The organism is Paracidobacterium acidisoli, from assembly GCF_003428625.2.
In the GTDB taxonomy this organism is placed as follows: Bacteria; Acidobacteriota; Terriglobia; order Terriglobales; family Acidobacteriaceae; genus Paracidobacterium; species Paracidobacterium acidisoli.
In genome coordinates, this window is sequence record NZ_QVQT02000002.1 from 297163 (window position 1) to 317759 (window position 20597).

The window sequence follows — 20597 nt, forward strand, 5'->3', positions numbered from 1 at the left end:
GCCTTCTGCGAAACCTCTCAGAAGCTACGCAAAATCGTGCCGAGTGCCGCCGCGGCATAGCGCAGCTCCTCGTCGCGGGTGAGGCAGTCGGGGCAGAGGCGCAGCCATGCGCCGCGCGCGTCGGCGATCACGCCCTGTTCGGAGAGCCTGGCGGAGAGCTGTGCGGCCTGCGGATGGCGCAGAGCGAGAAATGCGCCGTGGCCGCTGTCGCCTCCTTTGATCGCCGTGACGCCAGCCTGCGTGATGCCGGCCTGTTCAAGGTACTGGCGCAGGCGACGAAGCTGATCGAGCGACCACTGACGCAGCCGCTCCACGCTGACGGCGAGCGTGAACTGCTGGCCGCTGCGCGCCTGGTACCAGGTAAGAACGGGTGGCGTGCCTTCGAGAAAGGCGTCTCCACCGGGGCGCAGGATGGGAGGGTCAGGCCGCTGCCAGGCGAAGGACTCTTCATTGGCGAACCAGCCGGTGTCGAGCGGGCGCAGACCGCTTTCGAGCATCTGCGGAGAAATGTAGAGAAAGCAGGTTCCGGGGCCGCCGCGCAGATATTTGTAACTGCCACCGATCAGAAAGTCGGTCTGCATGGCGGCCGTGTCGACGGGAACGACGCCGATGGCGTGATAAGCGTCGACGAGCAGGCGAGCGCCGTGCGCGTGGCAGGCTGCGGCGAGGCGGTCGAGCGGCGAAAGAAGCTGTCCGGTCATGAACATGACCTGCGAGACAACGACAAGATCGATGCCTTCCCGCAGCGCGATGCCCTGCCGCACCGCATCGATCAGATCCTCGATGCGAAAGTCTCCATCAGCATCGGGCTCAACCGAGCGCAGTGTGATGCGTCCGAGCGCGGCGTACTGTTTGAGGATCACGTCGACGGAGTCGAACTCTCCGCATGTGGTGAGCACGCGCGGCCGGCCGGGCAGCATGTTCAGCACGGCGCGCAGGCCCTGTCCGGCAGCGGTCTTCGGCACGATGCAGTCGGCGCGGGGCGCCCCGATGAGCTGTGCGATGCGGGCGCGAAAGGCCTCGCGCTCGTCGAGCCAGGCGTCCCAGGCGCTGCCGAGCTGTTCGTACCAGAGGCGCGTGGCCTCTGCGAGATCGTCGGCCATGAGATCGAGCGGGCGGCCGAGCGAGTGATTGGCGAGGTAGATGCGATCGTTCGCGAGAACGCGAGAGAAGAGCGGAGCGATGTGCCGGGCGACGGCGGCTTCTGTGAGCGCGCCCTGGCCGAGCGCGGCGACGGCCTGCGCGATGCGTGGATGGATGGCAGTGCGAAGGGTCGCGGTCATTTCTGCTGCAGCCCTGTGCGCACGTCGAGCAGCTCGGGGAAGAAGGTCAGCTCCAGCGCCTGGCGAAGGAAGCCCACTCCCGATGAGCCGCCGGTGCCGCGGCGAAAGCCGATGATGCGCTCGACGGTCTTCATGTGGCGGAAGCGCCAGAGCTGGAAGTGCTCCTCGACATCGACGAGTTTTTCGCACATCTCATAGGCGTCCCAGTGCTCACGCGGAGCTTCGTAGATCGTGCGAAAGACTTCGACGAGAGCAGAGCTGCGCTGGTGCGGCAGGCTCCAGTCGCGTTCGATGCACTCTGCGGGCACGGCGAGGCCGCGGCGGGCGAGATGGCGCAGGAATTCATCGTAGAGCGACGGCGCTTCAAGCGTCTGCGTCAGCTCAGAGTGGATCGCCGCGTCGTGCTCGAAGACGCGAAGGGCGTCGCGGTTCTTGTTGCCGAGAAGGAATTCGAGGCGGCGGTACTGATACGACTGAAAGCCGGAGGCGTGGCCGAGGACGCCGCGGAATTCCATGTACTCCGAGGGCGTCAGCGTTTCGAGCACGGCCCACATCTCGAAGAGCTGGATCTGGATGAGCTTGACGCGCGACAGAATTTTGAAGCAGGGATCGAGCTGATCGCGCTGCACGAAGCGGATGGCCGCGGAGAGCTCGTGCAGGAGCTGTTTGATCCAGAGCTCGGCCACCTGATGCTGAACGATGAAGAGCATCTCGTCGTGGCGGGGTGGGCTGGAGAGCGGCTTCTGCTGGTGGAGCAGCTCGTCGAGGCAGAGATAACCGGCATAACTGAGGCGGCTGGAGAAGTCGGTGACGATGCCGGGTTCGAGGGGGCGCTGGTTTTCGCTCATCGCTATCAGGATGACAAAGCGGGTGAAAAGAAAAAAGCCTGGCGGTGGATCTCCATCCGCCAGGTCAGGGAGGCATACTGCCCTCAGCAAAACATGTAAGGCTGCTCCTGCGAGGAAAGGGTTGTCAATCTATTGGTTATGAATTTCTGATTTTTTTGAGGCAGCGGTCAACAGCACCTGTAACCGGTTGCAGGATCACGTATGATGTTGCGGTTATGCTCACACGCAGAAATTTTCTCAAATCTTCGGCGGCGATGTTGCCGGTGATGGCATTCAGCGGCAGGCGCGCGCTGGCGGCCACGCACATTCCGATCGGAGTCCAACTTTATACCGTCCGCAACCTGACAGATCAGCTGCCGGACGTTCTGAAGCAGATTCGGGCCATCGGTTATGACGAAGTCGAGGCATTCAGCGGGCTGTACTCGCGCTCTGCGGCGGAGCTTCTGGGCATGGTGCAGGCCGCTGGGCTGCGGATGCCGAGCGGACACTTCAACTACGACGGGCTGTCGGACAAGTTCGATTACGCGAAGCAGCTTGGACTGAAGTGGATCGTCTGTCCGATCATCACGCGGAAGCTGTGGGATTCGGCGGAGGGCTTTAAGGCCGCGGCGAAGCAGTTTAACGCGTGGGGCAAACAGGCGAAGGCGCAGGGCCAGCGCTTTGCCTTCCATAATCACGATTACGAGTTCAAAGAGTTCGGCGGCAAGACCGGCTACGACGTGCTGATCGATGAGACCGATCCGGAACTGGTCTTCTTCGAGATCGACTGCTACTGGGTGGCGCAGGCCGGGCACGATCCTCTGAAGCTGCTCGACCGCCTCGGCCATCGCGCGCGGCTGCTGCATCTCAAGGACCGCAAGCCGGGCTTTCCGCCCTCGAACGATATGAGCGCATCGTCGGCGCACTTCGCTCCGGTCGGGCAGGGAAACATCGACTGGAAGCCGATCCTCGCGCTGGGGCAGCGGCTGCATGTCGAACACTATTTTGTGGAGCAGGACAACACCTACGGTCATCCGATCGAGAGCATCCGCTCCAGCTACCAGTATCTGCGGCCTCTGCTGCCGTAGCGCTTCGCGCTGCAGGCCGGAGAAAAAATCTTCGGCCTGCGGACGCAGCCTGCATTTCGTACCCGCTTTTCCTCAGCTCTTCCAGAGCTTTGCCTCAGCCGGCGCGGCCGTGTGTCTTTACACGGGGACTAAAATTGACCTGTCCCCATGGCCGAATTTACTCATCTTCATCTGCATACGGATTACTCGCTGCTGGACGGCGCCTGCGACGTGGAGAAGCTCGCCGAGCGCGTCTCCAAAATCGGACAAAAAGCCGTCGCCATCACCGATCACGGCAATATCTACGGCGCGGTGCATTTTTTTGAGGCGGCGAAGAAGTTCGGCGTCAAGCCGATCCTCGGCTGCGAGCTCTACATCTGCAAGAAAGACGATCATCGCGCCGATCCGCAGGGAGACGACTACAACCATCTGCTGGTGCTGGCCGAGAACGAAGAGGGATACCGCAATCTGGTGCGGATCACCTCCGAGGCGTCGCTGCACGGCTTTTATCGCAAGCCGCGCGTGAGCAAGAAGTATCTGGCCGAGCATGCGAAGGGGCTGATCGGCTTTTCAGGGTGTCTGGCGGGCGAGCTGTGCGAGAACCTGATGGCGGGAAAGTACGAAGCGGCGCGCACGACGGCCGGTCAGTATCAGGAGATCTTCGGGCGCGGCAACTTCTTTCTTGAGATTCAGGATCAGGGGCTGGAGCTTGAAAAGAAGATTCACGCGGACCTCTTCCGGCTGGAAAAAGAGCTGGACATTCCGCTGGTGGCGACCAACGACAGCCACTATCTCTGCGAAGACGACTCGCACGCGCACGAGGTGCTGCTGTGCGTGCAGACAGCGGGATCGATCCACGATCCGAAGCGCTTCAAGTTCGACTCCGATCAGTTTTATGTGAAGACGGCCGAGGAGATGGACCGGCTCTTTTCGCACGCGCCGGAGGTGGTGAGCCGCACCATGCAGTTTGCCGAGCGCTGCTCGTTCAAGCTGAGCAAGGTCGACAATCCCTTTCCGGAATTCGCGGTGCCGCCGGGCCACACCATCGACAGCTACTTCGAGCAGGTGTGCCGCGAAGGCTTCAGAAAGCGTCTGGATACGTCGATTCGCCATCTGCAGGACCGTGGTCTGCTGCGGAGTCCGATTGTGGACTACGAGGCGCGGCTGGAGCGGGAGATCGCGATCATCAAGCAGATGAAGTTTCCCGGCTACTTTCTGATCGTCTGGGACTTCATCCGTTATGCGCGCGAGCACAACATTCCGGTAGGGCCGGGGCGCGGATCGGCGGCGGGATCGCTGGTCGGCTACGTGATGGAGATCACGAATATCGATCCGCTGCAGAATGTGCTGCTCTTCGAGCGCTTTCTGAATCCGGAGCGCGTGTCGATGCCCGATATCGATATCGACTTCGACATGAACCGGCGCGGCGAGGTGATCGAATACGTCACGCGCAAGTATGGCCGCGAGCAGGTGGCGCAGATCATCACCTTCAACACCATGGCGGCGAAGGCGGCGATCAAGGACGTGGGCCGCGCGCTCGATATGCCGTACGGCGACGTCGACCGCATCGCGAAGATGGTGCCGGCAACGATCGGCGTGACCATCGAAGAGGCGCTGAAGGATTCGCCGCAGCTGCAGGAGGCATACGACACCAATCCGCAGACACGCGAGCTGATCGATACGGCGAAGAAGCTCGAAGGGCTGGTGCGCGGCGCGGGCGTGCATGCGGCCGGAGTGGTGATTGCGCCGCGTCCGCTGACCGATCTGGTGCCGGTGAGCCGCAGCAAGAACGATGAAATCGTCACCGCCTACGACATGAAGGCGGTCGAGAAGCTGGGCCTGCTGAAGATGGACTTCCTCGGGCTGACGACGCTGACGGTGATCGACGACTGCCTGAAGCTGATCCGGCGCAACCAGGGAACGGAGCTCGATCTCGAGAAGATTCCGCTCGACGATCAGGTGACGTACGAGAAGGTCTTTCACCGCGCGCTGACCTCGGGCGTCTTCCAGTTCGAATCGGGCGGCATGCGCGATGTGCTGCGCCGCTACAAGCCGACGACCGTCGAAGACCTGACCGCTCTCAACGCGCTTTATCGTCCCGGGCCGATCCAGGGTGGCATGATCGACGACTTCATCGAGCGCAAGTGGGGCCGCCGCAAGGTGGAGTACGAGCTGCCGCCGCTCGAGACCATTCTGAAGGAGACGCTGGGCGTCATCGTCTATCAGGAGCAGGTGATGCAGATCGCGAACGTGCTTGCCGGCTACTCGCTCGGCGAAGCCGACCTGCTGCGCCGCGCGATGGGCAAGAAAGACCCTGCGGAGATGGCGAAGCAGCGCGACCGCTTCGTCTCGGGAGCGATTGAAAAGGCTTTTCCGAAGGACAAGATCGTTCACATCTTCGATCTGATGGAGCAGTTCGCCGGTTACGGCTTCAACAAGTCGCACTCGGCGGCGTATGCGCTGCTGGCCTATCAGACGGCGTATCTGAAGACGCACTATCCGGTGGAGTTTATGTCGGCGCTGTTGACGTCGGAGATCTCGAAGCCGGAGAACGTGGTCAAGTACATCAAGGAATGCCGCGAGATGGAGATTCCGGTCGAGCCGCCGGATGTGCTCTACAGCGATGCGGATTTTACGCCGCACGGCACGGCGATCCGCTTCGGGCTGACGGCGATCAAGAACGTCGGGCGCAACGCGATCGACTCGATTCTGGCGGCGCGCAAAGAGCTGGCGGAGCAGGGCAAGAGCTTCGCGTCGTTCTTCGAGTTCTGCGAGAAGGTCGATCTGCGGCTGATGAACAAGCGCGTGCTGGAGTCGCTGATCAAGGCGGGGGCGCTCGACTCGTTCGGCCGCCGCGCGCAGCTCATGTCGGCTACCGACAGGGCCATCGAGCGGGCGCAGAAGGCGCAGCGCGACGAAGCGTCGGGGCAGCACGGGCTCTTCGGCATCTTCGACGATCATCCTGCCACGACGGCGAAGGCCGATGAGCTGCCGAAGGTCGCCGACTGGGACGAGCATCTGCGGCTGGCGTCGGAGAAAGAGGTGCTGGGCTTCTTCGTCTCCGGGCATCCGCTGGACAAGTATGCGGAGAAGCTGCGCAATCTGCCGGGCGTGGTGGATACGGCGACGGCACTGGAGATGAAGCCGGCGCCTTCGACGGGACGGCGCGGCCAGGCGGCTCCGGAGAACGAGATCGCCATTGCCGGCGTGATCGTCGGGCTGAAGGTGGCGAAGTCGAAGCGCTCGGGCGATCTGTATGCGCAGGCCGGTCTGGAGGATGCGACGGGCAGAATCGATCTGATCTGCTTTCCGAAGGATTACGAGCGGCTGGCCGAGAGTCTGAGGATCGAGGTGCCGGTGCTGCTGCGCGGGCAGCTTCGCGCCGAGGAAGACGCCGCGCCGAAGCTGGCGGTGTCGTCGATCCAGGCTCTGGAAGATGTGAAGGTGAGGCTGCCGAACCATGTACGTATTCGCGTGCCGCTCGAGCGCGTGAGCGAAACGACGCTGGTGGAGCTGCGCGATCTGGTCGTGGCCACGCCGGGGCCGGGACGCCTGATGCTGAACCTGGAGCGGGCCGGCGAGTACTGCGTGGTGCTGGAGCCGAAAGACACGACCATCGCCGCCGATCGCGCGTTCATCGACAAGGTGGAGCTGCTGCTGGGACGCGGCATGGTGCAGGCGCTGGATTAGAGCAGGGCACAGATCACAGGGCGCAGGGCACAGAAACTGAAAACAGCGGATCTTTGTTCTGAAAAAGCCGGGCAGGAAGGATCGGCGCACCCTCCTGCTTTATCCGGCTGTTTCTCGTTACAACGACTCCCTGCGCTCTGCGCCCTGTGATCTGAGCCCTGTTCTTTGTCTCTCGTCCATTACAATCAAATGCTGAAGCTTATGAGTGATCAGCCAGGCACCAGCAATCCCCCGTCGCAGCAGGAGCCGGTTTCCCCCGCGTGGCTCAGGACAGAACAGGCGCGTCATCCGCAGCGGCCCGATCCACTGGCCTTTATCGAGCGGATCTTCACCGATTTCAGCGAGATTCACGGCGACCGCGCCTTTGGCGACGATCCTGCGATGATCTGCGGCATGGCCCGTTTCGATGGGCAGGAGGTGATGGTCATTGCCAACCTCAAGGGCCGCACCACCAAAGAGAAGGTGCATCGCAAATTCGGCATGCCCGATCCTGAGGGATACCGGAAGGCGCTGCGGGCGATGAAGCTGGCGGAGAAGTTCGGCCGTCCGGTGCTGACCTTTATCGATCTGATGGGCGCCAACCCCGGCCTCGGCGCGGAAGAGCGCGGACAGGCCGAGGCGATTGCGCGCAATCTGCTGGAGATGTCGCGGCTGCGGGTTCCGACCATTGCCACCATCACCGGCGAAGGCGGATCGGGCGGCGCGCTGGCGCTGGCCGTGGCCGACCGCGTGCTGATGCTGGAGCGGGCGATCTATTCGGTCATCTCGCCGGAAGCCTGCGCGTCGATCATGTGGCGCGACGCCTCAAAGCGGGCACTGGCTGCGGCGGCGCTGAAGGCGACTGCAGAGGATGTGCGGGCGCTGGAATGCGTGGACGATATCGTGCCCGAGCCGGAGAACGGCGCGCATGAGGATGGGCCTGGCGCAGCTTCGCTGCTGGCGGAGAAGCTGCACTGGCATCTCAATGAACTGCAGGCTCTGCAGGGCGACGAGATGCTGAAGCGCCGCTACGAAAAATTTCGCAATATGGCACAGTTCTATACCGCCGGATGATGATCAGCCGTTCCTCAGCCTCGCCGCGTCCGGTTCCGGCACCTCCCGGTGAGTGCGCATGAGTTTCCCGAACCGTCTGCGCTCTCTCGCCTGGTTTCTGGTTGCAGCCGTTTACTACATTGTGGCGCAGCAGGTGGCCTTTCACTCGGCAAACGGACTGAGCTCGGGCGACTGGTTTGAGCTGGTGCATCGCAGCATGCTGCTGTTTCTCCTGCTGGCCGGCTTTGCCGCCATGGGCTACGTCGGGCAGCGGCAGCAGGAGCCGCTGAAGGCGATGGGGCTGGTGCTGCGTCCCGGATGGCGGAAGGAATTTGCCCTCGGCTCCGCGATCGGATGGGGCGGCGTCGTGGCCTGCGTGCTGCCCGTGGCGCTGATCGGCGGCCTGGTGGTGACCTTCTTTACCACCTGGCACCAGTTCCGCATGATTCTGCTGGACCTGCTGGTGCTGGCGATCGCGGCGCTGCTGGAGGAGGTCGCGTTCCGCGGCTATCCCTTCCAGCGGCTGATCGATGCCATCGGTCCGAATCTTGCGACTCTGGTGATGTGCCTGATCTTCGGCGCGGCGCATCTGCGCAATCCTGCCGCCACGGGAGCCAGCACGCTGGTGACGATCCTGGCGGGATGGCTGCTGTCGCTCGCGTATCTCAGAACGCGGGCGCTGTGGGTGGGCTGGGGCTTTCACTTTGCATGGAATGCCAGCATGGCTGTGCTCTTCGGGCTGCCGATGAGCGGCATCACCGATTTTTCGCCGGTCATTCTGACCAACGCGCGCGGGCCGGCCTGGCTTACCGGCGACGGATACGGTCCGGAGGGAAGCCTGCTGGCGGTTCTGGTGCTGCTGGCACTGCTGGTGGTGATGGTGAAGGCGACGCGCGACCTGAAGCATCTGTATGCGCAGCCGGTGATCATCCCCGGAGGCATTCCGGTGGATATCGACGCGGCGGCGCGGCGGCAGCATGAAACCGCGATGGCCTCTCCGGCAGTCGTTGCGGAGCCGAAGCTGGTGCAGATTCTTCCGGCATCGGGCGGATCGTTTCCGCTTGCCTCATCTCCTGCTTCGGATACGGTATCTTCTTCGCCCGAGGCAGCGGCGGCAGAGCGCCCGGCAGAAGAGTCACCGGAGAATCTTCCCGGCGGCGACGCATAGCCAGCCGTATCGAATACTTCGCGCTGAAGAGCACGGCGGTTTTCGCTCCTGTCAAAGAGAAACCGGCGCAGACCCCTCGGCATGCTTGCAAATTGGCGGCAGCAGGCCCATTCTGTTACCAGTTCGTTGTGGGGGCCTCATGCGAAGGTCCATATCAGCCGGCCCAATCCGCTCCAGGCTGCTGTTTCCGGCGGCATCGATCACGCTTACAGCGCTTCTTATCCCTGTGTTCTGCGGCGCATCGGCCCATGCCCAGGTCTTTGTCGTGCAGTCGGAGCACATCGACGGACACTACCTCGAATTCAAGCCCACTCATGTAGCGCTGCCGACGCAGCCGATGACGGAGCGCACGCGGCGCGATCTGCTGCGCTTTCTTACCGCCGAGCAGGGCTTTGCCATGCGTCCGCTGCCCATCGGCGAGCTGACGCTGCGCGCCAACGGCGACATGCACCCCTCGGGCTCGGATTACATCACCGAGCTGCAGTCGAAGGGCATCTCGGTCAAGCCTGCCGGACGGGTCACGATCACGAATGTGGTGATTCGCGGCGACCGGATCGTGCTCGACTTCAACGGCGGGCCGTACCGCAAACACCGCTTCCTGCGTCATATTTCGGTCGGAGCCGATCCGAACTACACCGCACCGGTGGTGCAGGATGATCCGCAGGCGCCGACCGGCTCGCGCCTGACGCTGCTCTTCGACCACAGCCTTCCGGAGGTTACCGGGATGCAGGTCGAGGAGCTGATGAAGCCGATCATCGACTTTTCGGTGAAGACGCCGCTCGAAGCCTATACGGATACGCTGCCGCCGTTTCTGCGCGCCGCGATCCTGGCGCACCACGTTCTGGTGGGCATGAACACCGATATGGTGCTCAGCGCGAAGGGTCAGCCCATCGGCAAAATGCGCGAGCAGGAGGGCCAGATGCCCTTCGAGGTATGGATTTACGGCGAAGCGCCCCAGGACGTGGAGTTCGTCCGCATCAACGGCAACCGCGTGATTCGCGTGGAAGATGCCAGCGTGGGCAAGCCGGTGGTGGTGCGCACGGCGGATGAGATGGGCGACTACTGGAACACGCAGCCGAATCCGAATATCCGCGAGGTGAAGCTCGGCGATCAGGGGCCGGCCTCGGCGGCCGAAGAGGATGCCCGGAAGAATGTGCCGACGCTGCGCCAGGGCGGCGAAAAGCTGCCGAACGACAACGACGCGAATCATCCGGTGATGGGTCCGGTCAACTTCCCGAAGTCGCAGCCGAACGACAAACCGGCAGCGGTGCCCGCGTCTGCGCAGCAGCAGCCGCCTTCGGCTCCGGCACAGCCGGCCGCGTCGTCTGCATCTTCGCAGAATCCGCCACCTTCGCTGAAGACTCCGCCCTCTCTGAAGACGCCACCGCCGGCGCAGGGAAGCCCCGCGCCGCCGCAGAACTACGTGGCGATCAACAGACCTGTAAATTAAGCGGCGCTCTGACCGTCCGCTATAACGGTCAGTGCGATCTCGTGCGTCGACTGCGGCTCTCCGGGCGCAAAGCGCCGGATCAGCACGAAGCGGATACAGGTTTCGCCGGGAGCCAGTGCGGTGAGCTGGAAGCGCTGGTCGAGGCTGCCCTGAAGCGCGCCGCTTGCTTCGCTGGCGTCATTGAGAATCTCTTCGACAGAGACGATCCCGGCATCGGCAGAGACCATACTCCACTGGTAACCCGCCGATCCGTGACCGGGAAGAGCGAGCATCTGCTGCTCGCCCTTCCGGAGTGTGAGTGTTTCCATGTTCCTCCTGCGTATTTACGACACGGTCGAGCCGACGATCGGCCCGGCCTGCCAGACGAGATTCGAGGAATCGCGCCAGAAGTGCTGCAGTGAGCCATCGTTCAGCAGGGCGATGAGCTCGAGGTTAAAGCCGAAGCTCGACTGAATCAGTCCAAGCACCTGTTTGATGCCGGAACCGAAGGATGCGCTCATGGCCCATGTGGTTGTGGCGGTCTTCGGCGCGGCGGTGTACCAGTGCTGGATGGCGCCGTTGACGGCAACGCACAGCTCGTAGTTGCCGGGGACGGTCTCATCGGTGGCGTTGTACATGCCCTGGATCATGACCGGCGCCGTGCTGACGCCGGAGCCGAAGGTTTCGCAGGCCTGCCAGGCCGCACCGGCCGGATCGTTGCGCCAGTAACGCTGCATGACTCCGGAGCCGTCAACGGCGATCACATCGAGTCCGTTGTCGAAGCGCTGGATCAGGGATGCTCCACTGGCTTCGATGCCGGAACCGAAGAGCGGGCCTGCATTCCAGACATTACCGCCGGAGTTGTTCCGCCAGTAATGCTGCAGCTCGGAGATCAGGAACGGGTTGACGATGGGAGACTTGATGGGGATGGTGCTGACCGGCGCCGTGCTGACCGGAGTGGGTTCCACCGGCAGCTTGCCGATCTCGACGGCCTTCGGCTCCTTCTCCTCATGCGCGGCTGCGGCGGCAACCGGGTTCGGATCGACGACGATGGTGCTCCTCGTGACGCGGAAGACCACTTCAAAATTGCCGGGAGCGCCGTAATTGCTCTGAATGAAGCCCGGAGCGCCTGTGACATCGTTGGGGCCGAAGACGCCGCCGTCGTCCCACTGCCCGGCGCTCTGGTCGTAGTAGCGATGGTGGAGCTGGCTGCCTGTGGTGCGGTAGATGTACTCGAAGTTGCGGTTGTATGTCGTTCCGCGGGCGCAGGGGCTGGCGGCGCAGTCGTTGCCGACGGTCTCGGCGAGGCTCCAGTTGAGCGAGACGCCGTCGCGCCAGTAGTGGCGGATGGCGTTGCCGGGGGCCTGGGTCCAGAGCTCGAAGTTCCGGTTCAGGCTGCCGTCTCCACTCTCGTAAAGGCTGCCGTTGTGGGAGCGGCGCTTGGTCCAGGGATCGGGATTGACGTTGGCGCCGGGCACGCCGAACTTGGCGTTGTTGTCGATGTCGGCCTGTCCGTAGCCGAACCAGCCGTAGCCTTCCATGCCCCAGCCGGTATTCCACGAGTTGCGGATGAGCCAGGCCTGTTTGCTGTCGTCGTATCCGACGATGACGATGCAGTGGCCTCCGGCAACGCCGGTCGAGGTATTGGCGGTGTAGACGCCGGAGTTGGGGCCGTACCCGAAGAAGTCGTTATACACGGTGAAGCAGGCCGAGAGCGGGCCGACGTTGTCGATCCACGACTTCTGGTCCTGAATATTGCTGAGGGTGACGTAGTCGGCAAGTTTTACCGTGCGTCCGTCGCGGTCGGAGGTGGGCTTGTAGGCCTCGTTGCTCGTCTCGTACGGCCAGGAGCCGGGATCGGCGACGCCATTCGTCTTCATCCAGTTGAAGGCGGTGGTAGGCCAGCCAGTGGTGCCGCAGCTGGCTCCAAGCCCGTCGTGCACGTCGCCTTCAGAGCGGAGGCTCCAGATGGAGTGCTCGATGCGCGTCATGGCCTCGACCACGCCGACGGCGCTGAAGACCCAGCAGGATTCGCAGGGGCCCTGATCCTTGATCTTCGTAAGCCAGGGCCAGCCGAAGCGGTTGCGCCAGTCGACCGCGGCGCTGGCGCCGGCTCCGGCGGCGGGAGCGGGCGCAGGCTCCGGGACCGGAGGCTTAACCGGCTCAACGGGCAGCTTGCCGACAGGAAGAGCTTCAGGACCGAGGATGGGCTTTTCGAGAACCGGAGCCTTGAGGTTGATGGGGCTCTGCAGCTCGACGGGCAGATTCTTCAGCTGCAGCAGACCGCGGTCGACGCGAAGCTGCCGGAGGAAGGGATTCGAGGAGACGGTGCTGATAAACGGCGTGATGTCGATGCGCTCGACGCTGGTGACTTTGACGGCCTGGGTGAGATCGCCGCCCGTAGGGTAGGTTTTAACGACATCGCTGTCCTTCAGTCTTTCGTCGACGGTCCACTTCGCGTTGGATGCCTGCAGAGCTTTGCGAAGCTCTCCGGCAGTAAGAGCGTTTGCCATTGGATTTTCTCCTGAGTGATTCCGTGCAGTGGCTGCCGGCACGGGAGGAGAGCGGAGGGGCGGCGCGCGGGCATCGTAGAACGGGTTGTTGCTGACAGGAAAGTGAGCCGGGCGGGGCGAACGTTTCAGTCCGGGGCGAAAATTGATGGAAAATCTACCGCTGCAATCTGATGTAAACTACTGGGAGCGAGTCCGGTACCCTTCTGCATTGTCCCCTGCACTGTTTCCCGACGTGATCAGGTGAATCGCCCGGAAGACCGGAGCGCAACTGCGCCTCCCGCCATATATGAGCCGGAGAAGTTTGAGGAGTTATTGTTCCGATGGCCAAGATTGCCAAGACAGCCGACCGTAAGAAAGTGATGGATACCTCCAAGAGCACCGATTGTCCGAAGTGCTCGAAGCCGACCCGCATTGTGAAGCGCGTCAAGGACCGCGAGCGCGGCACGCCGGGCGGCGTTTACATCTCCTGCTCCGCCTGCGAGTTTCACGAAAAGCTGTAGTCTGCGGAGATCAGGATCGGGGTACGCCGATCGAAGGCCCGGCCAGCGCCGGGCCTTTTCTCTGGAGCCGGACTTTCGGGGAGCCGGCACGCCGGTCCGGTTGACACTGCGGCCGCCGCCCTGTTAGGTTTCACCGAATTACCTCCCTCCGTGCGTCTTCTGAGGGCTGAACGACGGTGCTCAGCTTCTGCCCTGGGGTCCTCATAAAATCTCTTCCGCGGAGCGATCCCGATGGGTCATTCAAAAATGTCGGCGGTGGGCTTTCTGGCGTCGATCCTCTGCTTCCTCATGCCGTTTTTTACGGTCTCGTGCGCCGGGCAGAAGTTCATGCAGTTCAATGGAACGCAGCTCGCCTTCGGCACCAGCATCGACCAGCCGGTGACCGTCTTCGGGCCGGCGAAGACGCGGCATATCGCGCCTAATCCATTTGCCAGCATCGCGCTGGCGTGCGGGGTCGCGGGGCTGCTGCTGAGTCTCTTCCGCAAAGGCTTTCCGCTGGGCAGCGGGGTTGCGGGCGTGGCCGGAGGCGTACTGCTGCTGGTGATGCGCTCGCACCTGGACGACGAGGTGATGCAGCGAGGCATCGGCATGATCACCATCGCCTGGGACTGGGCCTTTGTGGCCGCGGTGCTGCTGATGGGCGGCGCGGGCCTGTGGAATCTCTGGCTGGCGTGGGCGGGCACCCGGTCGCGGCCGATGCCTGCGGGACCGCCTCCGATGGGCTGAGCCGGGAAGGCTCAGCGCGACGCGGCTTCGAGGCCGTCGAAGAGGTGGCCCATCTTCTCCTGCTTGACCTTCAGATAGCGCTCGAAGGTATCCTCAGCCGGTACTTCGGCGGAGACGCGCTCCACCACGGCGATGCCGGCATCGGTGAGCGCCTGTATCTTTTCGGGATTGTTGGTGACGAGCCGCACGGCGGGCACGCCCAGCTCGCGCAGGATCGCGGCGGGCAGCTCGAACTGCCGGCAGTCGGCCTTGTAGCCCAGCTTTTCGTTGGCTTCGATGGTGTCGTAGCCCTGGTCCTGCAGCTCGTAGGCCCGCAGCTTGGCCATCAGGCCGATGCCGCGGCCCTCCTGCTGCTCGTAGAGCAGGATGCCGGTGCCTGCGGCGGTGATCTTCGCGAGCGCAAGCTCGAGCTGCAGACGGCAGTCGCAGCGCAGGGAATGGAAGACGTCTCCGGTAAGGCACTGCGAGTGGATACGCACCAGCGGCGGCGCGGCGTGAATGTCGCCCATCACCAGCGCCACGGCGCTCTCGATCTTGTGGGCCGGAACCGGCACGCCGTCACGGCAGGGCTCGGGATTGGCGATGACGCCTTCAAACCCGAGGATGCGAAAGTGACCCCAGCGCGTGGGAAAATCCGCGTCAGCAACCTTGCAGACTGATTCGAACGGCATGCCTTCATTATAGGGCGCTGATAAAACGGGCGCTTCCGCCGCGGCAGTCGCCTGCAGTCAAATGGCAAAAAAGTGACAAAGCAGAGGCACGCGGACGAAGAACGCGCCGGGCTCAGCCGGTGACGAGGGCCATGGTGAAGCCGTCGTAGCCCTTGTTGCCGACGGTCTGGATAGTCGTGGCCGTGACGCGGGGCTCGGCGAAGAGCTGCTCGTTGAAGCGGCGGACGCCCTGAATGCGCGGATCGGTGCTGGCCGGGTTGGTGACCTCACCATCGCGGATCACGTTGTCGACGAGGATGAGCGTGCCGCGGCGCGCCAGCCGCAGGGACCAGTCGAAGTAGTGCGGGATGTTCTCCTTGTCGGCGTCGATGAAGATCAGGTCGAAGGGCTCGGAGGAGCCGGCGGCGACCTGGGGCAGGGTATCGAGGGCGCGGCCGAGGCGCAGATCGACGACGCCGCTCAGTCCGGCACGAGCGATATTGGCTCCGGCGACGGCGGCATGCTTCGGGTCGGCTTCGAGGGTGATGAGGCGGCCGCTCTCAGGCAGGGCGCGGGCCAGCCAGATGGTGCTGTAGCCGCCGAGGGTGCCGATCTCGAGGATGCGGCGCGCGCCCATGAGCCGCGCGAGCAGGTGGAGCTGCTTGCCCTGCGGAGCGGAGACGGCAATCTGCGGCAGTCCGGCCTCGGCGCTGGCGGCAAGCGCGGCATCGAGAACGGGATCGGCGGGGATGAGCTGTTCGGAGATGTAGGCGTCGACGGCGGTCCAGAGCTGCAGCGGAGTTTTCTCTTCGGTGGCCATGGGAACTCTTCAGTGAGGATGGAATTGCGCCCTTCCATCGTGCGACAGGCGGGCGGTGATGCGCAAGGCGGCTGCGGCTCGATGAGGATCAGTCGCCGGCGATGGCCGTCCAGGAGGCTTCGGCGATCTTCTTCAGCGTGGCCGGGGAGAATTCCTTCGCAGACTTTGCGAGATTTGCCGCGAGGCCGAAGGAGAGGCTGTCGATCGCCTCCTGCGGCAGGTCGCTGAGCCGGCCGCCTTTGCTGCGGGGGCGAAAGATCCGGATCAGACGGGCGATGCCGGGATCGGTCTCGTCCACTTCGTCTGCGGAGACCTCTTCGCAGTACGGCGAACTCAGATACTGATCGAGAAAGCGCGTTTCGCGGAGGTGCGTGCGGTAGAAGGAGTAGGCGTTGAGCCAGAAGTGCAGGTAGGCCTCGCGCAGCGTCATGCTTTCGGAGTAGCCGCTGAGGACCACCTCGAGCTTGAAGGACTTCACCCGCTGATAGAGCGCGTGAATCAGATCGTCCTTGCTGGGGAAGTAGTGATAGATGACGCCGGGGCTGGCTCCGGAGCGCTTTGCCAGAACGGACATGGGCGCATTGTGAAAGCCGCGCTCGGCGATCAGATCGAGCATGGTTTCGAGAATGGCTTCCTTCTTGTCGCTTCCGGGGGGCATCGCCGGGTTTCGTCTCCTTGATTCTCTACGCGGCCCCTGACGGACCATTGCGGGGCGTGCAAAACGAACATTCTAACAGCCGCTTCCGGCGCTCATTTTCTTCGATGAGCGGGACGGCCGCGAGAGAGGAAGGCTTTCGCGGTGTGCCTTTCTGCCGTTAAATAGAGACGTGTACGAGCAGAAGCTGATTCTGATTACGCTGCTGGTGAAGCTGGGCGTGGCGGCGGCGGTATCGAGCGCGCTGGCGCGGTCGCGGGTCTTTCAGCGGCTGCTGTTTACCGAGAAGCGCACACCGCGGCAGGCGCTGGGGCTGCTGCTGTTCATCTGCATTCCGCTGGGTCTGGGTGTGTGGGTGCGCACGACGGTGCCGAACTTTCTGGCGGCCGATATCTCCTTCGAGGCCACGATCATTCTCGGCATTCTGGTCGGGCCGCTGTCGGCGCTGGTCGGCGCGCTGCTGCTGTCGCTGCCCGCGGTGCTGCATCACGAATACCTGGCGCTGCCCTTCGATGTTGCAGTAGCGCTGACGGCGGGCATCTTCGGACGCTTCGTCGAAAAGGAAGAGGTCTGGTCGTTTTCGCCCTTCGTCGATCTCAGCATCTATCGCTGGGTGCGGCGCAATCTGCGCAAGCCGCGTTTCGACCGGCAGATTCTGCTGCTGGTGCTGATCGTCTCGATGGAGATTGCGCGGGAGTGGATGGCGAAGATCTATCCGCACCGGCTCTTCGCTCTGCGCAGCGAGAGCTGGCTGATCCGTGTCGCGGTGTGGGCCTGCGCGGCGATGGTGGTCGGCATTCCGCTGAAGATCTGGAACGCGATCCGCATCGAGCAGACGCTCGAAGAGCAGAAGCGGCTGCTGCTGGAGGCGCGTCTCGAGGCGCTGCAGCGGCAGATCAATCCGCATTTTCTTTTCAATACGCTCAACTCCATCGCATCGCTGGTGCGCTTTCGCCCGGAGCAGGCAAGAGAGCTGATCGTGAAGCTCGCGAATATTCTGCGGGCGCTGCTGAAGGAGCGCGACGCGTGGGTGCCGTTCCGCGAGGAGCTGGGCTTTACCGACGATTATCTGGGCATCGAAGTGGTGCGCTTCGGCGCGGGCAAGCTGAAAGTGGTGAAGGAGATCGATCCGGAGACGCTGGAGCTGCCGGTGCCGAGCATGCTGCTGCAGCCGCTGGTCGAGAACAGCATCAAGCATGGGCTGGAGCCGCGCATCAGCGGCGGAACGATCACGCTGCGCAGCCGGCTGAAGGATGGACGGCTGATGATCGAGGTGGAGGACGACGGCGTCGGCATCGCGCCCGGACGCGAGCACACCAGCGGCGTGCTGCGCGGCTCGGGCATCGGCATGAAGAACGTGCGCGAGCGGCTGGAGGTGCTGTACGGCGATGCGGCGGAGTTCGACATCACGAGCCGTCCGGGCCGGGGCACCAAGGTGGTGATGGCGATGCCGATGGGCATCGACTCGGACGAAGCTCAGGGCAGCGGCGCAGCGGCGCGCTCAAGTATCCGCTCGTAGAACTTCTCGTACTGCGGAATGATCTTCGAGGCGCAGAAGCGCTGCTGTGCGGTATGGCGGGCGGCTGCGGCCAGTGCTTCATGCTGTGCGGGATCGCTGAGGATCTCGATGGCGGCGCGCGCCATGCCGTCGACATCGCCGACTGGTAAGAGGCGTCCGTTGACGCCGTCCTCGACCAGCTCCGGCACGCCGCCGACGCGGGTGGCGATGGTCGGCACGCGGCAGGCCATCGCTTCGAGCGCGGCCAGGCCGAAGGACTCCATCTCGCTGGGCATGAGCATCAGGTCGGCAAGGGGCAGAATCTCCGAGACGCTGCTCTGCTTGCCGAGGAAGTGGACGCGGTCGCGGATGTGGCGGCGCTGCGCGAGCCATTCGGCGGCGGAGCGGTCCGGGCCGTCGCCGATCAGCAGCAGCTGCGCGGGCACCTCCTTCGCAATGCGCGAGAAGGTACGTACGACATCGACGGCCCGCTTGACCGGGCGGAAGTTCGACAGGTGCACCAGAATCTTTTCGCCGGGCGCGGCGTAGCGTGCGCGGCCTTCGGCGCGGGCGGCTTCGCTGAGCGGGGTGTAGACGTCGCAGTTGACGAAGTTGGGGATGACTTCGATCTCGCGCGAGGTGTGGAACTCCTCGATCGTCTTTTCGCGCAGGTAGCTGGAGATCGCCGTGACGCCGTCGCTCTGATCGATACCGAAGCGGGTGATGGGCAGGTAGGAGTGATCGATGCCGACCAGCGTGATATCGGTTCCGTGCAGCGTGGTGACGAAGGGCAGGTGGCGGTGATGCGGCAGCAGCATCTGCCGGGCCAGATACGCCGAGATAGAGTGCGGGATGGCGTAGTGCACGTGCAGCAGATCGAGCTGATAGTACGTCGCCACGTCGGACATGCGCGTGGCCAGCGCCAGGTCGTAGGGCGGGTACTCGAAGAGCGGATAGTTCGAGACCGAGACCTCATGGAAGTGGATGTTCTGATCGCGGCCGTCGAGACGGAAGGGCTGCGAGTAGGTGATGAAGTGGACCTCGTGTCCGGAGGCGGCAAGCTCGATGCCGAGCTCCGTCGCCACAACGCCGCTGCCGCCGTAGGTGGGATAGCAGGTGATACCAATTTTCATTCGCCAACTCGCTGAAGACAGAATCGATGGGCCGGGCTGCTTCGCCGGACACGCTGAGGTGAAGACGGACATACACTGGGATGCCCGCACGCAGGGAAGGATTCAGACGGGGGATGTTCCGGCCCCTCAATTAAAGCAGATTTCAACGAGCCTATTTTCAGAGAGCCGGATGCAGATGACCGAAGTGGATGAGCTCGATCTTCGCAGCGCCGGGAATCACTTCGAGCAGCGCGGCATGCTCCGTGTTGCGAGAGGCGCGCAGGCGGGTGCGGACGCGGTCGAGCTCGGCGTCGGTATAGCCGGGATGGCAGACCAGCTCCCAGACCTGATCGCCGGAGGGCAGCGCGCGGAGCAGGCTGCGCAGCGTCGTCGCGTCGAGGGTTCCGGTAGCGAGCACGCCGATGGCGCCGTCGGGTGTGGCGAGCCCTGCCTCACGAACCAGCCGACGGAAGGTCTTTTGCTGCGTGCGCAGCGCGCGGACTTCCATGCGGCGCACGAACGGGGCTCCCGGTGTTGCGGCGAGCGCCCATTCCGGCTCGAAGGGGTTGCGCACCGCATGGACGCCGCACTGCAGAGCGGCGCGCAGCAGGGGGCGCAGCACGCGGGGGAACATGTGGGTGTGCTTGTGGGTGTCGAGGTGTGTAACCTGCACGCCGGACTGCTGGAGCCGCCGGATCTGCGCAACGGCTTCGTGCTCGATCTCCGCTTCGCGGATGCGGCCGAGGAAGAGATCGCGGACGAAGCCGCCAAGAGTGGGGCGCAGCGAGCCGCCGGGAGCGAGCGTGGGAATCTCTGAAGCGGGCAGGGCAGGGAATCCGTCGACGAGGACGACGTGGCAGCCGGTGCCGAGAGTCTTCAGCGCTGCGGACTGCGCGGCGGCCTCGGTAAAGGAGGCCGCGGTGGCCATGAGCGTGGCGGAGGTAAGCGCGCCGGCGCGGTGGAGCTCGACGATGGAGCGATTGACGCCGGTTGTGAGGCCGAAGTCGTCTGCGTTGAGAATGAGCCGCGTCACCAGATCGAGTCTAGATCGAGTCCGGGAGCGGGCGAAAGAGTGGACGGCGAAGCGCCGGGTGATGCCTTTGTGCGATGCGATAGCACCGAGGTGGTATGGGCAGTGGGCGTGCTGCTTTCCTACACTCATTCATATTTTAGAAACAGGCTGGATCAACCGATGGGATGGAGCTCAAGCGAAATCGCACTGGCAGCGGGAGCTGCATGGCTTCTGGTCAATGGGATGGCCATTGTCCTCTTCACACTGCTTTTCGTGGCCGGTGAGGCGCGAAGCACGATGCGGGGGCGGCGACAGCTGCAAAGAGCGGAAGTGCGGAAATCCAGAGTCGTGTGTATTGCACGGGACTGATAGAATCGAACCAATCATAGAAATGGCGATTCTGTCGCAGCGGCCACCGGTAAGATGAGGCCGCAAAGTCCCGGGGCGGTTAGCTCAGCTGGTTAGAGCACCTGCCTTACAAGCAGGGGGTCGCAGGTTCGAATCCTGCACTGCCCACCAGGTACTTAATAATTGAATCGGCATCCGTTTGGGTGCTGGTTTGCCGGTTTTTTTTCTGTCCTTGTGATTTGGCCCAGCCATGTCTTCCTGGCAGTG

General features: G+C 63.5%; 17 protein-coding genes and 1 tRNA gene. 9 read left to right on the forward strand and 9 right to left on the reverse strand.

The window, feature by feature from the left end; translation table 11 throughout:
• Nucleotides 1-17: 17 nt before the first annotated feature.
• Entirely contained in the window at nt 18-1283 is a 1266-nt protein-coding gene (locus tag D0Y96_RS05010) for an aminotransferase class V-fold PLP-dependent enzyme (RefSeq protein ID WP_117298260.1), read from the reverse strand.
• Entirely contained in the window at nt 1280-2131 is an 852-nt protein-coding gene (locus D0Y96_RS05015) for a tryptophan 2,3-dioxygenase (protein WP_117298694.1), read from the reverse strand. The genes D0Y96_RS05010 and D0Y96_RS05015 overlap by 4 nt, the downstream gene beginning before the upstream one ends.
• A 215-nt stretch (nt 2132-2346) precedes the next feature.
• Between D0Y96_RS05015 and D0Y96_RS05020 the strand changes: the two genes are divergently transcribed.
• The 5 genes from D0Y96_RS05020 (at nt 2347) to D0Y96_RS05040 (ending at nt 10517) form a co-directional block, all read left to right on the forward strand.
• A complete protein-coding gene (locus tag D0Y96_RS05020; RefSeq protein ID WP_117298261.1) occupies nt 2347-3198 on the forward strand; it encodes a sugar phosphate isomerase/epimerase family protein in 852 nt (283 codons plus the stop codon).
• Nucleotides 3199-3345: 147 nt separating this feature from the next.
• On the forward strand, nt 3346-6867 hold the full coding sequence (gene dnaE, locus D0Y96_RS05025; RefSeq protein WP_117298262.1) for a DNA polymerase III subunit alpha: 3522 nt from the start codon (nt 3346-3348) through the stop codon (nt 6865-6867).
• 201 nt (nt 6868-7068) lie between these two features.
• Complete coding sequence (locus tag D0Y96_RS05030) at nt 7069-7920, forward strand: acetyl-CoA carboxylase carboxyltransferase subunit alpha (protein ID WP_117298695.1); 852 nt, start codon at nt 7069-7071, stop codon at nt 7918-7920.
• Between the two features lie 58 nt (nt 7921-7978).
• Nucleotides 7979-9067, forward strand: a complete 1089-nt coding sequence (locus tag D0Y96_RS05035; protein ID WP_117298263.1) for a CPBP family intramembrane glutamic endopeptidase — start codon at nt 7979-7981, stop codon at nt 9065-9067.
• Nucleotides 9068-9206: 139 nt separating this feature from the next.
• A complete protein-coding gene (locus D0Y96_RS05040) occupies nt 9207-10517 on the forward strand; it encodes a hypothetical protein (protein ID WP_117298264.1) in 1311 nt (436 codons plus the stop codon).
• Here the strand turns inward: D0Y96_RS05040 and D0Y96_RS05045 are convergent.
• Both D0Y96_RS05045 and D0Y96_RS05050 read right to left on the reverse strand, forming a co-directional pair.
• Nucleotides 10514-10825, reverse strand: a complete 312-nt coding sequence (locus D0Y96_RS05045; RefSeq protein WP_117298265.1) for a protease inhibitor I42 family protein — start codon at nt 10823-10825, stop codon at nt 10514-10516. The two genes, D0Y96_RS05040 and D0Y96_RS05045, sit on opposite strands and share 4 nt — an antisense overlap.
• A 15-nt stretch (nt 10826-10840) precedes the next feature.
• Nucleotides 10841-13009 (reverse strand): C1 family peptidase, encoded by a 2169-nt coding sequence (locus tag D0Y96_RS05050; RefSeq protein ID WP_117298266.1) that lies wholly within the window; start codon nt 13007-13009, stop codon nt 10841-10843.
• 320 nt (nt 13010-13329) lie between these two features.
• On the opposite strand from D0Y96_RS05050, the gene D0Y96_RS05055 reads away from it, so the two are divergent.
• Nucleotides 13330-13509 carry an Rcat domain-containing protein gene (locus D0Y96_RS05055; protein ID WP_117298267.1) on the forward strand — a complete coding sequence of 60 codons (180 nt, stop codon included), beginning with the start codon at nt 13330-13332 and terminating at the stop codon, nt 13507-13509.
• A gap of 231 nt (nt 13510-13740) precedes the next feature.
• The gene (locus D0Y96_RS05060) at nt 13741-14235 is read left to right on the forward strand and encodes a hypothetical protein (RefSeq protein WP_158562220.1); all 495 of its coding nucleotides are present in this window, start codon (nt 13741-13743) and stop codon (nt 14233-14235) included.
• Nucleotides 14236-14246: 11 nt separating this feature from the next.
• Here D0Y96_RS05060 and ribA read toward each other — a convergent pair whose 3' ends face one another.
• The 3 genes from ribA to D0Y96_RS05075 form a co-directional block, all read right to left on the reverse strand.
• The gene (gene ribA / locus D0Y96_RS05065; RefSeq protein ID WP_117298270.1) at nt 14247-14906 is read right to left on the reverse strand and encodes a GTP cyclohydrolase II; all 660 of its coding nucleotides are present in this window, start codon (nt 14904-14906) and stop codon (nt 14247-14249) included.
• A 112-nt stretch (nt 14907-15018) separates the two neighbouring features.
• A complete protein-coding gene (locus D0Y96_RS05070; protein ID WP_117298271.1) occupies nt 15019-15705 on the reverse strand; it encodes an O-methyltransferase in 687 nt (228 codons plus the stop codon).
• Nucleotides 15706-15793: 88 nt separating this feature from the next.
• Nucleotides 15794-16363 (reverse strand): TetR/AcrR family transcriptional regulator, encoded by a 570-nt coding sequence (locus D0Y96_RS05075; protein WP_158562222.1) that lies wholly within the window; start codon nt 16361-16363, stop codon nt 15794-15796.
• Between the two features lie 169 nt (nt 16364-16532).
• Here D0Y96_RS05075 and D0Y96_RS05080 point away from each other — a divergent pair, with 169 nt between their 5' ends.
• A complete protein-coding gene (locus D0Y96_RS05080; RefSeq protein WP_117298273.1) occupies nt 16533-17879 on the forward strand; it encodes a sensor histidine kinase in 1347 nt (448 codons plus the stop codon).
• Here the strand turns inward: D0Y96_RS05080 and bshA are convergent.
• Both bshA and D0Y96_RS05090 read right to left on the reverse strand, forming a co-directional pair.
• Nucleotides 17837-18991 (reverse strand): N-acetyl-alpha-D-glucosaminyl L-malate synthase BshA, encoded by a 1155-nt coding sequence (gene bshA, locus D0Y96_RS05085; protein WP_117298274.1) that lies wholly within the window; start codon nt 18989-18991, stop codon nt 17837-17839. The two genes, D0Y96_RS05080 and bshA, sit on opposite strands and share 43 nt — an antisense overlap.
• Nucleotides 18992-19148: 157 nt before the next feature.
• Entirely contained in the window at nt 19149-20132 is a 984-nt protein-coding gene (locus D0Y96_RS05090; protein WP_117298275.1) for a ChbG/HpnK family deacetylase, read from the reverse strand.
• 292 nt (nt 20133-20424) lie between these two features.
• Between D0Y96_RS05090 and D0Y96_RS05095 the strand changes: the two genes are divergently transcribed.
• A tRNA-Val gene (locus D0Y96_RS05095) sits at nt 20425-20501 on the forward strand.
• Nucleotides 20502-20597: the final 96 nt, after the last annotated feature.

What these genes read in the sequence shown, in the direction of transcription:
- D0Y96_RS05020 (WP_117298261.1), top strand. Translation starts at nt 2,347, where the DNA reads ATGCTCACACGCAGAAATTTTCTCAAATCTTCGGCGGCGATGTTGCCG.
- ribA (WP_117298270.1), bottom strand. Translation starts at nt 14,906, where the DNA reads ATGCCGTTCGAATCAGTCTGCAAGGTTGCTGACGCGGATTTTCCCACG.
- D0Y96_RS05075 (WP_158562222.1), bottom strand. Translation starts at nt 16,363, where the DNA reads ATGCCCCCCGGAAGCGACAAGAAGGAAGCCATTCTCGAAACCATGCTC.
- bshA (WP_117298274.1), bottom strand. Translation starts at nt 18,991, where the DNA reads ATGAAAATTGGTATCACCTGCTATCCCACCTACGGCGGCAGCGGCGTT.
- D0Y96_RS05040 (WP_117298264.1), top strand. Translation starts at nt 9,207, where the DNA reads ATGCGAAGGTCCATATCAGCCGGCCCAATCCGCTCCAGGCTGCTGTTT.
- D0Y96_RS05015 (WP_117298694.1), bottom strand. Translation starts at nt 2,131, where the DNA reads ATGAGCGAAAACCAGCGCCCCCTCGAACCCGGCATCGTCACCGACTTC.
- D0Y96_RS05090 (WP_117298275.1), bottom strand. Translation starts at nt 20,132, where the DNA reads ATGAGTGTAGGAAAGCAGCACGCCCACTGCCCATACCACCTCGGTGCT.
- D0Y96_RS05045 (WP_117298265.1), bottom strand. Translation starts at nt 10,825, where the DNA reads ATGGAAACACTCACACTCCGGAAGGGCGAGCAGCAGATGCTCGCTCTT.
- D0Y96_RS05055 (WP_117298267.1), top strand. Translation starts at nt 13,330, where the DNA reads ATGGCCAAGATTGCCAAGACAGCCGACCGTAAGAAAGTGATGGATACC.
- D0Y96_RS05035 (WP_117298263.1), top strand. Translation starts at nt 7,979, where the DNA reads ATGAGTTTCCCGAACCGTCTGCGCTCTCTCGCCTGGTTTCTGGTTGCA.
- dnaE (WP_117298262.1), top strand. Translation starts at nt 3,346, where the DNA reads ATGGCCGAATTTACTCATCTTCATCTGCATACGGATTACTCGCTGCTG.
- D0Y96_RS05050 (WP_117298266.1), bottom strand. Translation starts at nt 13,009, where the DNA reads ATGGCAAACGCTCTTACTGCCGGAGAGCTTCGCAAAGCTCTGCAGGCA.
- D0Y96_RS05070 (WP_117298271.1), bottom strand. Translation starts at nt 15,705, where the DNA reads ATGGCCACCGAAGAGAAAACTCCGCTGCAGCTCTGGACCGCCGTCGAC.
- D0Y96_RS05060 (WP_158562220.1), top strand. Translation starts at nt 13,741, where the DNA reads ATGGGTCATTCAAAAATGTCGGCGGTGGGCTTTCTGGCGTCGATCCTC.
- D0Y96_RS05010 (WP_117298260.1), bottom strand. Translation starts at nt 1,283, where the DNA reads ATGACCGCGACCCTTCGCACTGCCATCCATCCACGCATCGCGCAGGCC.
- D0Y96_RS05030 (WP_117298695.1), top strand. Translation starts at nt 7,069, where the DNA reads ATGAGTGATCAGCCAGGCACCAGCAATCCCCCGTCGCAGCAGGAGCCG.